At 63.6% G+C, this 14448-nt stretch carries 10 protein-coding genes; 5 read left to right on the forward strand and 5 right to left on the reverse strand.

The features are described from left to right. Positions 1 to 79: 79 nt before the first annotated feature. The gene (locus JJ896_07355) at positions 80 to 442 is read right to left on the reverse strand and encodes a P-II family nitrogen regulator (protein MBO6779455.1); all 363 of its coding nucleotides are present in this window, start codon (positions 440 to 442) and stop codon (positions 80 to 82) included. Then, a complete protein-coding gene (locus JJ896_07360) occupies positions 439 to 1746 on the reverse strand; it encodes an ammonium transporter (protein MBO6779456.1) in 1308 nt (435 codons plus the stop codon). The genes JJ896_07355 and JJ896_07360 overlap by 4 nt, the downstream gene beginning before the upstream one ends. 198 nt (positions 1747 to 1944) lie before the next feature. Here JJ896_07360 and JJ896_07365 point away from each other — a divergent pair, with 198 nt between their 5' ends. Together JJ896_07365 and JJ896_07370 are read left to right on the forward strand one after the other, a co-directional pair. Next, positions 1945 to 2430 (forward strand): hypothetical protein, encoded by a 486-nt coding sequence (locus JJ896_07365; GenBank protein MBO6779457.1) that lies wholly within the window; start codon positions 1945 to 1947, stop codon positions 2428 to 2430. A 130-nt stretch (positions 2431 to 2560) separates the two neighbouring features. Next, positions 2561 to 3418, forward strand: a complete 858-nt coding sequence (locus tag JJ896_07370; protein MBO6779458.1) for a hypothetical protein — start codon at positions 2561 to 2563, stop codon at positions 3416 to 3418. A gap of 489 nt (positions 3419 to 3907) precedes the next feature. Here the strand turns inward: JJ896_07370 and JJ896_07375 are convergent, their stop codons facing one another. Together JJ896_07375 and JJ896_07380 are read right to left on the reverse strand one after the other, a co-directional pair. Continuing rightward, on the reverse strand, positions 3908 to 5071 hold the full coding sequence (locus JJ896_07375; GenBank protein ID MBO6779459.1) for a DUF819 family protein: 1164 nt from the start codon (positions 5069 to 5071) through the stop codon (positions 3908 to 3910). Continuing rightward, on the reverse strand, positions 5068 to 6747 hold the full coding sequence (locus JJ896_07380; GenBank protein ID MBO6779460.1) for an amidohydrolase family protein: 1680 nt from the start codon (positions 6745 to 6747) through the stop codon (positions 5068 to 5070). The genes JJ896_07375 and JJ896_07380 overlap by 4 nt, the downstream gene beginning before the upstream one ends. A gap of 105 nt (positions 6748 to 6852) precedes the next feature. Here JJ896_07380 and JJ896_07385 point away from each other — a divergent pair, with 105 nt between their 5' ends. Next, positions 6853 to 9084 (forward strand): carbohydrate binding family 9 domain-containing protein, encoded by a 2232-nt coding sequence (locus JJ896_07385; GenBank protein MBO6779461.1) that lies wholly within the window; start codon positions 6853 to 6855, stop codon positions 9082 to 9084. Here JJ896_07385 and JJ896_07390 read toward each other — a convergent pair. Next, a complete protein-coding gene (locus JJ896_07390) occupies positions 9074 to 9625 on the reverse strand; it encodes a pentapeptide repeat-containing protein (GenBank protein ID MBO6779462.1) in 552 nt (183 codons plus the stop codon). The two genes, JJ896_07385 and JJ896_07390, sit on opposite strands and share 11 nt — an antisense overlap. A 77-nt stretch (positions 9626 to 9702) precedes the next feature. On the opposite strand from JJ896_07390, the gene JJ896_07395 reads away from it, so the two are divergent. Both JJ896_07395 and JJ896_07400 read left to right on the forward strand, forming a co-directional pair. Further along, on the forward strand, positions 9703 to 10437 hold the full coding sequence (locus JJ896_07395) for a response regulator (protein MBO6779463.1): 735 nt from the start codon (positions 9703 to 9705) through the stop codon (positions 10435 to 10437). Between the two features lie 3 nt (positions 10438 to 10440). After that, complete coding sequence (locus JJ896_07400; protein MBO6779464.1) at positions 10441 to 14424, forward strand: response regulator; 3984 nt, start codon at positions 10441 to 10443, stop codon at positions 14422 to 14424. The last annotated feature ends 24 nt before the right edge of the window (positions 14425 to 14448 follow it).

Below are 14448 nucleotides of genomic sequence, written 5' to 3' on the forward strand. Positions count from 1 at the left end.
GAGCCGCTCCTGCCAAAACACGAGGGGGCGGCGACCAAACGGTCACCGCCCCCTCAATCTGGCCGATCAGAGTCGCGGTTCAGGCGAGAACAGGCTCAACCGGGGTCACGGCTGCCACGTCTTCCTCACCGGATCGGATGCGATAGACCTTTTCTACCGGCAGGACGAACACTTTGCCGTCCCCCACATCGCCCGTACGAGCTGCCTGCAGGATGGCGTCGATGGTCTTGTCGACGTAAGGGTCCGAGACCCCGATGTCGAGCATGACCTTGTCGGTCAGTTCCATGCGCACGGTGGTGCCGCGATAGGTCTCTTCCTCCTCGCGCTCGCCGCCGTGCCCACGAACACGGGATACGGTGAGGCCGCGCACGTCGATCTGGAACAAGGCGAGCAGCACGTCGCTGAGCTTTTCGGGGCGGACAATGGCTTTGATCAGTTTCATGCGTTCACCGTAGCAAGTTTGGTGGCGGGAGCTTCGATGACAGGCAGGTCCTGGTCGTGCACGAGAATGGCGCCCTCGCCGTCCGTGTACGCCTCCTCACCGTGGTGGGCCACATCCAGGCCACGGCCTTCGGCTCGTTTTCCGGTGCGGATCGGCAGCACGAGGCCTACCAGTTTCAGGATGATGAACGTGCCCGCTGCGCTGTAAGCGAACACGATTACGATCGAGAGAGCCTGGATGCCAAACTGGGCGATGTTGCCGAAGAGGGCACCGTCCACTCCACCGTTCCACGCCGCCTGGGCGAACACGCCGGTGAGCAGTGCGCCGACAATTCCGCCAACGCCGTGGGCAGCAAAGACATCCAGAGAGTCGTCAAGCCTGGTGCGGGCGCGCCATACGATGGCGAAGTAGCACGGCAGGGCTGCCAGGGCGCCGATCGCGAGGCTCGAGACCGGCGAAACGAATCCTGCGGCCGGAGTGACCGCCACCAGGCCGACCACGATCGCCGTAGCGGCACCAACGGCAGTCACTTTGCCTGTACGAACCATGTCGAGGCCAATCCAGGCCACCAGAGCCGCCGCTGGAGCGAGCATGGTATTGACAAAGGCCAACACGGCGAGTCCGTCTGCAGCCAGGGCGGATCCGGCGTTAAACCCGAACCATCCAAACCAAAGCAGGCCAGAGCCGAGCAGCACAAAAGGCACATGATGAGGCAGCAGGGCCTGGCGACCATAGTCCTCGCGGGGGCCGAGCATCATGGCAGCCACGACCGCCGCGGCGGCCGCATTCACGTGCACCACTGCTCCGCCGGCAAAGTCCAGAGCGCCCATCTCACCAATGAAGCCGCCTCCCCATACCCAATGGCACACCGGAGCGTAAACCAGCAGGCCCCAAAGTGCGATGAACACGGTGTAGGAGGTGAAGCGCATGCGCTCTACAACGGCGCCGGAAATGAGGGCTGCAGTGATGATGTAAAAAGTGCCCTGGAAGGCCATGAACAGCAGATGTGGAATGCTGCCGTTGGCCTCGAGACCGACGCCGTTCAGAAAGGCCATGGACAGGTCGCCGATGAACCAGTTGCCTTCTCCGAAGGCCAGGGAGTAGCCGGCAACCACCCAGAGGACGGCCGCGACGCCCATCGCCACGAAGCTCATCATCATGGTGTTCAAGGCGTTCTTGGAGCGCACCAGACCGCCATAGAAGAAGGCAAGCGCAGGCGTCATGAGCAGAACCAGTGCGGCGGCGACGAGGAGAAACGCCGTATCCGCTTTGCTGATGGCCGAGTCCTGGAAGGCCGCCAGCATGTCTGGGTCCACGGAAAGGAAGGAAAGAAGCATGGGAGGTTTATTTATTTAGTCCCTGTGGCTTGCCAAGATTAATCATTCAGGTTAAAAGTTGGAAGTTGTTTCCAATGCACGGAAGCGCTTTTGTGGCAGGCAGCCTATGACAATTTGATGTCATACCCCCTCCGTACATTCTCGTATCAAGCAACGAGAGAGAGCATGAGTCAGGATTTGAAGCGACTCGCGGACCCGTTTGACCTTCATGACTTGCGATGGAAGCCGATCGGGATGTCGGAAGACCGAAAGAAGGCACGCGTGGCACCGTTCATTTCCAATCGAGCCATCATGGACCGTCTGGATGCGGCATGTGGCCCCGAGAATTGGCGCAACGAATACCGCGAGGGCCCGGCGGGAGGCGTGCTGTGCGGTATCGGAATCCGGGTTGCGCGCGATGGGGCTCCGGCCGAGTGGGTGACCAAGTGGGACGGGGCTGAAAACACCGAAATCCAGCCTGTGAAAGGTGGATTGAGCGCATCCATGAGACGGTGCGCAGTGCAGTGGGGGATTGGTCGCTACCTCTACCGCATGCCGGTCATCTGGGCGCCCGTGGACGAGAAAGGACGAATGACCGCCCGACCTGAGGTGCCGAAAGAGTTTCATCCCGTGACGGTTCGGCCGATCGAGACCGGGAAGGAAGCGGCCTGAAGCCGGTGCGGCCGGGGCAAGCCGCGGGTCTGGACAGGGTGCGCATTTCTCCCCTGTCTTCGCGGCCCAACGGTCCTGGCGCTACCGCGACCGGGGGCGGACCGCTACACGGAAGCGCTAGTTTTCGGGCATGCGACCCGTATGCCTACCTGCGCTATTCGTTTTCGGACTGCTCGCCACCGCCTGCGACAGCGCACCCGGGCCGGAGGGGTCCGACTTCAACCTCATCGTAGCCGTCGGCGACACCCTTCGCGAGGCCCGCGTCCGGGTCCCTGCCGGATTGACGGCATCTCAACCGGCGCATTTGCTGATCGCGCTGCACGGCTCCAACGATACGGGCCCCAACTTCAAGGCCGGTTCCAAACTGGATGAGGCAGGTACGGACGACATGATCATTGCATACCCCACGGCCGCGAAGGGCAACTGGGCTGAGGGGTGCAACTGCAACATTGCGGACCGGCTCCAGATCGACGACCTCGGCTTCATGTCGGCTCTGATAGACTCGATTTCTACCGTTTACAACATCAGCCGTGAGCGCACCTATGCGATGGGGTTCTCACAGGGCGGGTTGTTCGCGTACAGGCTCGGCTGTGTCATGGGTCGGGACTTTACTGCCGTTGCGGCCGTGTCGGCGCCGATGTCAAAACCCTTGTCCGAGTCCTGCAGCCCGGGGACGGCCGCCTCCGTGCTCACGCTGCACGGTCGGGAGGATCGTGTGCTGCCGTGGACCGGCAGCGACAATGGCGCGTGGAGTCTGCTGTCTGCTCCGGAGACTACACTGTTTTGGTCCCATGCCCTGCAGTGTGACCGGCCCGCAACCGAAGAAACAGTCACGTCCGGAGATGCGCGCCTCAAGTCGACCCGGTACCAGGGATGTCGAGGCGGGACGCGGGTCACCTTGTTGGAGATGCCCGAGGGTGAGCACGCCTGGTACACGCGCGATCCCGACGGTCGCGACCTGGTCATGGACTTCTTCCTGCGGCGCTGAGCTGGGCGCCGTATTGGCCCGCGCGCGGTAGTGGAGTGGAATCCGCCCGTGGTATTACACTCGGGGTGTGAGGCGGCGCCGCCGCGGAGTGGAATCCGCCCGTGGTATTACACTCGGGGGTCGGGCGGCGCCGGCGCGAAGTGGAATCTGCCCCCCACATTACACTTGGGGATGAGGCGACCCGGGCGCCGAGTGGAGTCCGCCCCGGGCATTACACTCCGGGGAGAGCCGGCGCCGAGAGGCGGGGTGACACCGGTGCTTAATGGAATCCGCCCCCTTCATTACACCCGCGTATGAGCCAGCCCGGCCGCGGAGTGGAAACCGCCCCCCACATTACACTCGGAGGTCGGGCGGCGCCGGCCGCGGAGTGGAATCCGCCCCCCGCATTGCACTCGGGGATGAGGCGGCGCGGCCGCTTAGTGGAATCCGCCCCCTTCATTACACTCGGACCAGTGCCCGCGCAGCCGCCCCCAAGACAGACGACAACCCTCAGCCGATCGACGCCAGCAGATCCGCCACGCCGAAACCGAGAAAGGTGCCGACCGCGTAGCCGAGGGATCCGACCAGGATGCCGGGGAGCACCAGATCCTCGCGCCCCAGGCTTCGCGCCACGGCCAGGGCCGAGGCTCCGCCTCCAACGTTGGCCTGAGACGCCACGGCCGCAATGTCCGGGTCAATGCCGAGTGCCCTGGCACCGAGAAAGGTGGTCAGCCCATGGATGACCACTGCAATGACCGTAAAGATCAGCAGGGCCACGCCCAGCGAGCCCATCTCGGCCATGGCTCCGACATCGCAGAATGCGCCGATCACGGCCAGGAAGAGGTAGACCGCGAACATGCCCAGCGTGCGCACACCACGCAGCTTGCGGATGGCTGGCACCTGAGCCAGCGCCAGCGCGATCACGGTGAGATAAATCGCCGACGGGATGGCCGGAATCCAGGCTTCCAGCACCTCGGAAGCCCAGACGGACAGCAGGCCCAAACCGAGCGTGAGGCCCATGTCCATCGGATGCAGTGATTCCGTGTCGGACTCGATGCCGAGCGGATCCGAGTCGGTAGCCACCCCATCGCCCGCGGCAGGGTCAGCCTTCCAGAAGCGGTACAGGAACCGCGGCAGGGCCAAGGTGGCGATCATCCAGAGCGTGGTCACGATGTTGTCCACCACAATCGACCCTGCGTACAGCACGCCGTCGCGCACGACATCGTACTCGAGAGCGACTGTGTTGAAGTTGACACTTCCGCCGGTGTAGGTGCCTGTGAACATGCCACCGATTGCGGCGAACTCGGGACCGATGCGGGCCGGACCGTCTATCACCCACATGGCGATCAGGACACCAAGCGCGGTGCCGAGTGAACCGAGCAGGAACAGACCGATCATGCTGGCACCGGCCTTCAGCACGTCCCGCAGGTTGACCGGGATCAGCAACAGGAAAATGGCCAGCGGCGCCACGTAGGCAAAGATGCCGTCGTAGACCGCCACGGGCGCTTCGGCGGTGGACCCGGCGGGCACCAGCCCGATGTTTGCCGCCAGGGCGGTGACCAGAATCACCAGCAGGGCGGTGCCGATATGCCGGAAAAAGGTGCGACGAACCAGCCACTCGCTGAGCACGACAAACAGGCACAGCGCGGCCGCTATGAATACCGGGTCCGTCACGGTCGCAGGACCCGGCCGTTCAGGGATCCCGACCGTACCCCGTGCTCCTGGATGGCCTCGCCCGCCAGAAACACGTGCACCACACCTTCCGGCTCTGCGTGCGGGTCAAACGAGGTGGCGTGATCTCGAATACGCTCGAGATCGATCACCGCCAGATCCGCCACAAATCCCTCGCGAACCTGACCGCGATCCTTCAGGCCGAGCAGCATGGCAGGCAGCGACGTTGAGCTGCGCACGGCATCGGCGACCGAGAGGGCCTGCCGATCCATGGCATAACGACGGATCTTGCGCGGGAAGGTGCCCCAGTAGCGTGGGTGCACCCGCCCGTCCGTCTTGAGTGCGATGCCGGCATCAGACGCTGTCGCTACCCAGTCCTTGCCTGCGTATCGGTCCACGTCCTGCTCATCCATCGAGAAGCCGCGCAAGCGCACCCCGCCCCGACGGCCAGGATCACCGTTGAGCTGCAACCAGAGCGCTGCCCCCACCGGGTCTTGTCCTACCTCGACGGCAATATCACGCAGGGAGCGGCCTTCAAGCGTGGAATCGGGTGCATCAAGCACTACCACGCGGTCGGCCCCGCCCCGTCGGCGTATCTCGTGAAAGATGTCGAGGCGAAGCCGAGCTGCGACGCCCGGATCGCTCAGAAGCCCACGCACGTGCCTTGCGTAGTCCGGTCGCTCATCGCCCTCCTCGCGCGAGGCAAATGCCCATCGCGGAAGCAACACGGTGCTGCCATCGGACCCGCTGGTCGTGTAGGGGTACTGGTCGGCAAATACCTGCACGCCGCGGTCCCGGGCCGCCTGAATCAACTGCACCGCCGCTGCTGACGAGCCCCAATAGTGCGCGCCCTTGGCTTTGATGTGGCTTGCGACGACCCGTCCTCCCGTGCGCTCCCCGATCTCGATGGTCTCCAGGACGGCATCGATCAGAGTCGGTGGACCGGAGGAGTCCACCGAGGGCCAGAACCACATGGGGTCTGCGCCTTCGGAGCGTTGATGGGAGATGTAGACACCATCGAACTCCTCGACGACCTCCATGAGGGCCACCACCTCATCGACCGCAGACCAGCGGCCAGGCACGTACTCGAGTCCTGCGGACATACCGGCTGCGCCGGCCTCCATCGCCCGCCGCACAATGGCCTGCATTTGAGCAGTTTCGGACTGGGTGGAAGGCCGCCGGAAATCGTCCGCCATCACGGCTGCCCGCACGCTTCCGTGCCCGATCATCAGCACGGCGTTTATCCCGATGCCGGACTCCTCGTAGGTCTGGCGCTGGGCGGCCAGATCAACAGGAGAGCGCCCATCCTGGTTGATGGCGACGGTCGTAATGCCCTGCGCCACCAGGTTGGGGGCAGCCCGGCGGGCCGCATCGGGCGAGTCAAATCCCTGCTCCTCCCAAGCCACGTCAGCGGCATGGGAGTGCATGTCCACGATGCCCGGCAGGACATAAAGGCCGGTGACGTCCACACGGTGGTCCGCCTGAGCCCCCGAGAGGTCACCTACGGCTGCAATGCGCCCATCGCGCACCCCCACATCGGCCCGAAACCAAGGATTTCCGGTGCCATCCAGCACGTGGCCGCCGGCCAGAACCAGATCAAAGTCCGCGTTTGGAGCCCCGCCGCCGGACAGCAGCAGGAAGACCACGGGCAGCAGGAGGTGTGCGAAGTGACGGGTCATGGCTGGCGCCAAGTATCGGGTCTATGACGGCCCGGGGGCAACCGCATGCATCGCGCCTCCCGTTGCCAGCGTGTAGTTTCGCTCTGCCCACTCAGACGAGTTCGAATGATCAGATCCACAGGAACGGTCCTGCTAATTGCCGCCCTCGCACTGCCCGCGGCGGGTCAAGACGCCGTGGTGCTGTCCCGTATGCAGGCTCCGCAGCTGGACGGCGTCATTGATGCTGACGAATGGCAGGCCGTCACCCCGTTTCCGGTCGTGCAGTACCAGCCGGAATTCATGGCCGAGCCTTCCGAGCGCACCGAGATCCGGGTAGGGTATGACGAGGAGTACCTGTATGTGGGCGCGGCCCTGTTCGACTCAGATCCCGGCGGCATTCGCGCCAACACCCTGTACCGGGATCGCTACTCGGGAGACGACACCTTCGGTCTGGTGCTCGACACCTTCAACGACAACGAGAACGCACTCTGGTTCTTCACCACGCCCAACGGGGTGCGCACCGACATGGCCGTCGCGAACGATGCGGAAGGCGGCCCGGGTGGACGAGGAGGATTCGGCAGCATGAATACCAGTTGGAACACGTACTGGGACGTGGCGACCACGCGTGACGAAACGGGCTGGTTCGCGGAGATGCGTATCCCGTATTCCAGTTTGGGCTTCCTGGACGAGGGCGGAATTGTGCGAATGGGCCTGATCACCTATCGATTCATTGCCCGCAAGAACGAACGGCACATCTTCCCGGCGATTGATCCTGCGTTTCGTATGGGATTCGCCAAACCCAGTCAGGCACAGACAGTCATTCTGGAGGATGTGCAGAGTCGCACACCGGTCTACATCACGCCCTACGTAACGGCCGGGGCAGGCCGCGCGAGCGTGCTCAACGCGCCGGGCACCGCCTACGATTTCCAGAACGATTACACCCGGGAGATCGGGCTGGACATGAAGCAGTCCCTGGGATCCAATCTGACGCTGGATCTGACCGTGAACACGGACTTCGCCCAGGTCGAGGCCGACGACCAGCAGGTGAACCTGACCCGCTTCTCGCTCTTCTTCCCGGAGAAGCGCCAGTTCTTCCAGGAGCGAGCCGGCATTTTCGAGTTTTCCACCGGTAGCCAGGACAGGCTCTTCCACACCCGCTCGATTGGCTTGTCTCGATTTGGTCCGGTGCGTCTGCTTGGAGGCGGTCGATTGGTGGGGCGCATCGGCGGCTGGGACGTGGGCCTGATCGAAATGCAGACCGCCAGGGAGACCTTTCAGGTGGACGGCGAGCCTGTTACCGTTCCCAGCGAGAATTTCGGCGTGCTGCGTCTCCGGAGGCGGGTACTGAACGATTACTCCTCGACGGGTGGCATTCTGACAAGCCGCATCGACGAAAACGGCGGCTACAACGTCACCTACGGACTGGACGGCACCCTGCGGTGGCACGGTGACGACTACGCGACGCTCCAGTTTGCGCAAACACTGGCAGAAGGCGTGGACTTTCGCTTCGCGGATGCAGCGCTGGCCCGCATATGGCTGGAACGCAGGCGCCAGGAGGGCTTCACCTACGTCGGCGGAATCACCTACGGAGGTGGCACCTACGACCCCGGCGTCGGATTCTATACGCGCACCAACTACTACTCGCCCCGCGCCGGCGTCGGTTATGGGTGGTTTCCACAGGGCGACTCTCCCGTTCGCCGGGTTTCCACGTTTGCGGTGTACCGGCCGTACTACCGCCGTGAAGATCACTCCATCGAATCCCGCGTCATCCAGACCCGCAACTCGCTCGAGCTGAAATCGGGACACAACCTGTCGCTGTCCGGGAGTTGGGAATTGGAAGATCTCAGGCGCGGCCTCGCCTTTCCAGAGGACACCGAAGTCCCGGCCGGCCGGTACGAGTTCGTGACCGGATCGCTCAGTGCGCGCCTGCCCCCGGGCGGATTTGTGCGCGGCAATGCCGAACTCGGCTACGGGACCTTTTTTGACGGCACCCGGCTGGAGGCCAGCCTTTCACCCAGCATCAATCCGTCCAAGCATTTGGAGCTGGAGGCCACCTACGAGTACAACAAGGTCGACTTCGGCCCCCGGGACCAGTCGTTCGATGTGCATTTGGCTCGCCTGCGCGCTCAGGTAGGTTTCAACACCAAACTGTCGATCAACGGCTTCGTGCAGCTCAACTCCTCGGCCGACCTCGTAACGACCAACGCCCGGTTCCGCTACAACATGCGCGAAGGAAACGATCTGTGGGTTGTGTACAACGAGGGCCTGAATCTGGACCGTGAGCGCCTGGCGCCGTTTCTCCCGATCTCCGGTGGACGCACGCTGCTGGTGAAGTACACCTACACCTTCATTCGGTAGGGTCTTCCGGGCGGCGGGCCGCAGCCCTTGCCAGCGACATCGGCAAAATGGCGCCTTCCAGGATGGCGCCCGTCAGGTCCGCGCCAGCAAGGTCGGCCTGGGACAAGTCTGCGCCGGTCAGAATGGCCCTGCGAAGAAGGGCACCTTCCAGGTGGGCTCCGGCCAGGCGCGCACCGTGCAGCACGGCCTCCGTGAGACGTGCACCAGACAGATCCGCGCCCCGCAGATCGCCTTCCGTCAGGGTGGCGAAGCTGAGTTCACAACCCGCCATGACCGCTGCCTGAAACTGAGCCCCGGACAGGTCTGCTCCGGTGAGTGTTGCGCCAGACAGGTCAGCTTCGGAGAAGTCGGCGCCCGCCAGGTCTGCCACGGCGAACGAAGTCCCGGCGAGGTCACTACCCCGAAGCGCCGCCCCCTCCAGAGACAGGCCACTCAGGTCGGCCCCCGAAAGGTCCGGCCTCTCATGGGAGTTGGTCCCGCGCCACGCATTAAATGCGGTGACACCAGATCGAATCAGCTCTACATGCCGCGCATCGGCCATAAGGAAAAGGTCTTGACGCTTACTTCAGAATCCTGGGAGGTGGTCGATTACACACGAGTCAACCACCCCCCAAAGGTATGTCACTCATCATTTCCTTCGCGTCCGGCGGCCTCGTGGTCACCGTCTGCCTGGTAGGAGGGGTGTTTTCGATTTTCAAGGCCGCTGGATGGGGTCGAAAGTCGAATGCCCCACAGGCCGAGAACGAGAACGAAGCCGGGAGCGGGAGCCCGACTGCTGCCAAGACCTCTGAAGACGAATCATCCGCGCCGAAAGCGGAGGCGCCCGTGGCGTACACACGGCCCGAGCCAGTCCGCGAAGATCGTGCTCCTGCTGCGCCTCCGGCCACGCAGACGCCTCGCGAACGCCCGGTCGCACCGGTCGCGACGGAGCGGAGCGTTGCTCCTGCCCCCCGCAGAAATATCGCCGAAGACCTGGAAGCTCTCCGCATCCTGGTAGCTGAGGACAACCCGATCAACCGCAAGGTGATGCAGTTGCTTCTGAGGCGGCTGGGCTACGAAGCCGACATTGCCGTCGACGGCCAGCAGGCTGTGGAAATGGCCACGGCCAAGGTCTACGATGCCATTCTCATGGACCTTCACATGCCCCGCATGGGCGGAATCGAAGCCACGGAGGCCATCGTCACCCGACTGGATCCTGCACCCCGCGTTGTCGCAGTGACGGCGGACGTTACCCAGCAGGCCAAAGAGGAGTGCCAGCGCGTCGGCATGGCGGCCTACCTGACCAAGCCGGTCGATTCCAATCTCCTGCTCCACGAATTGAAACAGGCTGAAGCCCACCGCCTCACCGGCTGATCCATGCGAAAGTCTGCGATCATCCCCTCTCGGATCGCGCCGCTGCTGATTGCCTGCTGCCTGAGTACCGAGGCGTACGCCCAGCAGCACCTGCTGGAGTCGTTCTCCCTGGGCGATGGGCTCCCGCAGTCGCAGATCTGGGACATCGAGCAGGACCATCAGGACTTCATGTGGTTCGCCACATACGGAGGGGGAGTAGCCCGCTTCGACGGCCAGGAGTTCAAGGTCTACACCACGGATGACGGACTGCTGTCCAACAGCGTCTACGGGGTGCACGAGGACCGCCGGGGGACCAAATGGTTTGCCACCCGCGCCGGCGTGAACCGGCTTGAAGGAAGCCGGGTGACCACCGTGCCTGGCACCGGCGAAGGCAACAAGGTGTTCGACATCGTCACCGACCAGGCCGACCGCATCTGGGCCGCCACGGAGAGGGGCGCATTCATCTTCCGGGACAGCGTGTTTGTTCGCGTCGGGCCCATGAAATCAGCGTCGGTGAGCGCCGTGCATGCCGGGAGTGACGGCGTGGTATGGTTCGGCACCTACGATCAGGGACTGTACCGGCTGAAGGACGAGAAATGGACTCGATACACGGCCGCAGATGGTTTGTCCGCGGGGGCCGTGCTGACAGTCGAAGAGGTTGCTGACGGCACACTCTGGGTAGGAACCGAAGAGGGAGCCTCACGCCTGCAAGGTGACACGTTTGTCACCTATACCTCAGCTCACGGGCTGGCGACCGACCGGGTGTATGCCATTTTGCAGGACCACCTGGGCGTGACCTGGTTTGGCACCGGGCGCGGTGTGACTCGGTTCGACGGTAGCGTGTTCGAGCCCCTGAAAGATCGGGCGCTGCAGTCGGTGCCGGTCTGGAGCCTCGGGATCGATCACGAGCAGAACGTCTACATCGGCACCTCCGGCCGGGGCGTCTTCTTCTACACGCATTCGCCGTTCACCCACCTGGACGGCATTTCAGCGTTTGACGGTCGCACCGTCTGGAACGTCACGCAGGATCCCGAAGGGCACTACTGGTTCGGCCTGGAGGGCGGCCTCAAGCGCTTCGACGGAGAAACGCTCGAACAGCTGCCGCTGGACGATTCGTTGTTTCGGGGCCGCAGCGTGCGCGTGGTGACCGTGGATCAGGGCGGCACCGTCTGGATAGGCTCTTCGCGCGGAATCTGGCGCTGGGACGGGTCCGAGTTCCACGAGGTTCATGCCTCTTCGGGGGAGTCGGTCACCGGAGTTCGAGCCATCCGCGAAGGCCCCGGTGGACGCCTCTGGGCGGCCACTGTGGGCAGCGGCGCGTTCGAGCTTCAGGGCTCCTCGTTCAGAAGGATCGGTGGTCTCGAGGAGACGGAGATCTATGATGTGCTCGAGGCCTCGGACGGGAGCGTCTGGTTCATGGGAGGATCGGGCCTGACCGTCATGCAGGGAGAGGCATTCACCCGGCTCGCTGCAGCCTCCGGGTTGAGCCACGAACTGACGGTAGCTGCGGTGGAAGACCGTTTTGCACGCGTCTGGGTTGGCACATACGGCGGCGGAGTCAGCGTGCTTCAGGAGCCGCTGGGCACTGACCGGGAGCCCGTATTCGACGTGATCAACGAAATGCACGGGCTGACGGACGATGGGGTGCTGTTCATGGCCATCGGTCCGAACGATGGTCTCTGGATCGGCACCAACCGTGGACTCAGCAGACTCGACCTCGCGGCGTACCACGCCTCCGGAGAGATCGTGCTGCGCCGATACGGGCAATACGAAGGCTTCATTGGAGTCGAGGCCAATTTGCATGCGGCGTTTCGCGATGCGCAGGATGCCATGTGGTTTGGTCACGTCGAAGGGGTTTCCCGGTTCGCGCCGGACGCCGTTGAGTCCCCGGCAGGCATCCCGACCACCCAGTTGACGGGGGTGCGACTGTTCATGGAAGACCCGGGATGGAACTCCCTCGGACTGCGAACCGATCCGGCGACGGGCCTGCCGGCGCACCTCAGGCTGGGCCCCAAGCAGAACCACCTGACTTTTGACTTTGTAGGCCTCAGTTACCGGGCCGCTGAACGCGTGCGGTATCGCCATCGGCTTGAAGGGTTTGATGACGACTGGAGCCCGGCACACCCGGAGAAGTTGGCCACGTATTCGAACCTGCTTCCCGGAGCGTACACGTTCCGCGTGCAGTCGTCTGTGGACGGCACCAACTGGAGTCCGGAGACACGGGCGTTCGGATTCAGCATTTTACCCCCTTTCTGGCGCCAGTGGTGGTTCGTCCTGCTCTGCCTGAGTACGGTTCTGGGTGGTCTCTACGTGCTGATCGACATGCGAACCCGGGCCATGCGCAAGCGGCAGAAGCACCTTGAAGACACCGTTTCGGATCGAACGGCCGCGCTCATCGATGCGCGTGAGGACGCACTGCGCGCCCTGCAGGTCAAGGGCCAGTTCCTGGCCAACATGAGCCACGAGATCCGCACTCCCATGAATGGCGTGCTGGGCTTTGCGAGCCTGCTGTCGGACTCGGAGTTGGACAAGGAGCAGCGCGAATACGTGGAGGTGATCCAGTCTTCGGGCGATGCGCTCCTGATGATCATTAACGACATCCTGGATTATTCGAAGATCGAGGCCGGCAAGACGCACATCGAATCGAGTCCATTCTCGGGCCGCAAGGTCGTGGAGAGGGTGCTCGATCTTCTGTCGGCCAGAGCGACGGAGAAAGGCATCGAGCTCGTCGGCGACGTTGCGCCGGATCTGCCGCCCCTCCTCGTTGGCGACGAGACGAGACTCCAGCAGGTGCTGGTGAATCTGGTAGCCAACGCTGTCAAGTTCACGTCGGAGGGGCAGGTCGTGGCCAGCGCCGGGATCGTAGAGACCACGGCAACCGAGGTGGCCGTGCGCTTCCAGGTAGCAGACTCCGGCATCGGTATCCCTGCAGATCGACTGGAAAGCCTGTTCGCGCCGTTCACCCAGGCAGATACCTCGACCACCCGCAAATATGGCGGAACGGGCCTTGGGCTGGCGATTTCGGACCGACTGTGCACCCTGATGGGCGGCGATCTTCAGGTTGAATCCGAGTTGGGGCACGGCTCAAAGTTCCATTTCACGCTTCGGCTGCCCATCGCCCAGCCCGAGCACCCGGATCCGGCTGATGAGCCGAACGGGCTCGCGGGCCGCAAGGTCCTGCTGGCGGTGTCGAACGCGTTCGGAGCGGCGGCCCTGAGCGATCAGCTGCAGTACTGGGGCGCGCAGGCAGATGTCCGGCTCGATGGGGTTTCGGCGGGTGAGGCCATGGACTCGGCGTCCTATGATCTGACCATTCTGGATGCAGACCTGGTTGATGCCGCGAAGGTCCGTTCACGACTCCGATGCACGACATCCGGCGCCGTGCTGACACCGTGCATCGTTCTGCACGCCATCGGCAAACGCGCGCACTTCAGCGAATGCGTGGAGGAGATTGCCAAGCCCGTGAAGCGCGGTGCGCTACACGAGGCTGTGCAAACCGGGATCTACAGGGCGAAGCGTTCTGAGACCGGAAACCGGGAGGACTCGGAGGGTCCGGCTCGTCCGCTGGACATCCTCGTCGCCGAAGACAATCCTACCAATCGCATGCTCATCGCGCGGCTGCTGGAGCGCATGGGTCACCGTCCGGATGTCGTGGAAGACGGTGCGATGGCAGTGGACGCCGTACACCACAAGCACTACGACATCGTGCTGATGGATGTGCAGATGCCGCTCGTGGATGGACTGACGGCATGTCGCGAAATCAGAAGCCAGCTGCCGCCGGAAGTGTGTCCGCCGGTCGTCGCGCTCACCGCGGCAGTGCTCCCTGAGGACCGCAAGAACTGTGAGGCTGCAGGCATGGCAGACATCGTAGCCAAGCCTCTGACGGTCAAGGATCTTCAGGCGGCGTTTGCGAAGGTCTTGCCTGAAGAGCGCAAGGATCGCGGTCCGGTTCGACCGACGCGCAAGGGCTCCCCGGACGAGCGGCGGCGCGGCGAGGCTCGGGCCTGAGCTACTCGCAAAAAGAAAGCCCAC

This window comes from Rhodothermales bacterium (genome assembly GCA_017643395.1).
In the GTDB taxonomy this organism is placed as follows: Bacteria; Bacteroidota; Rhodothermia; order Rhodothermales; family UBA10348; genus JABDJZ01.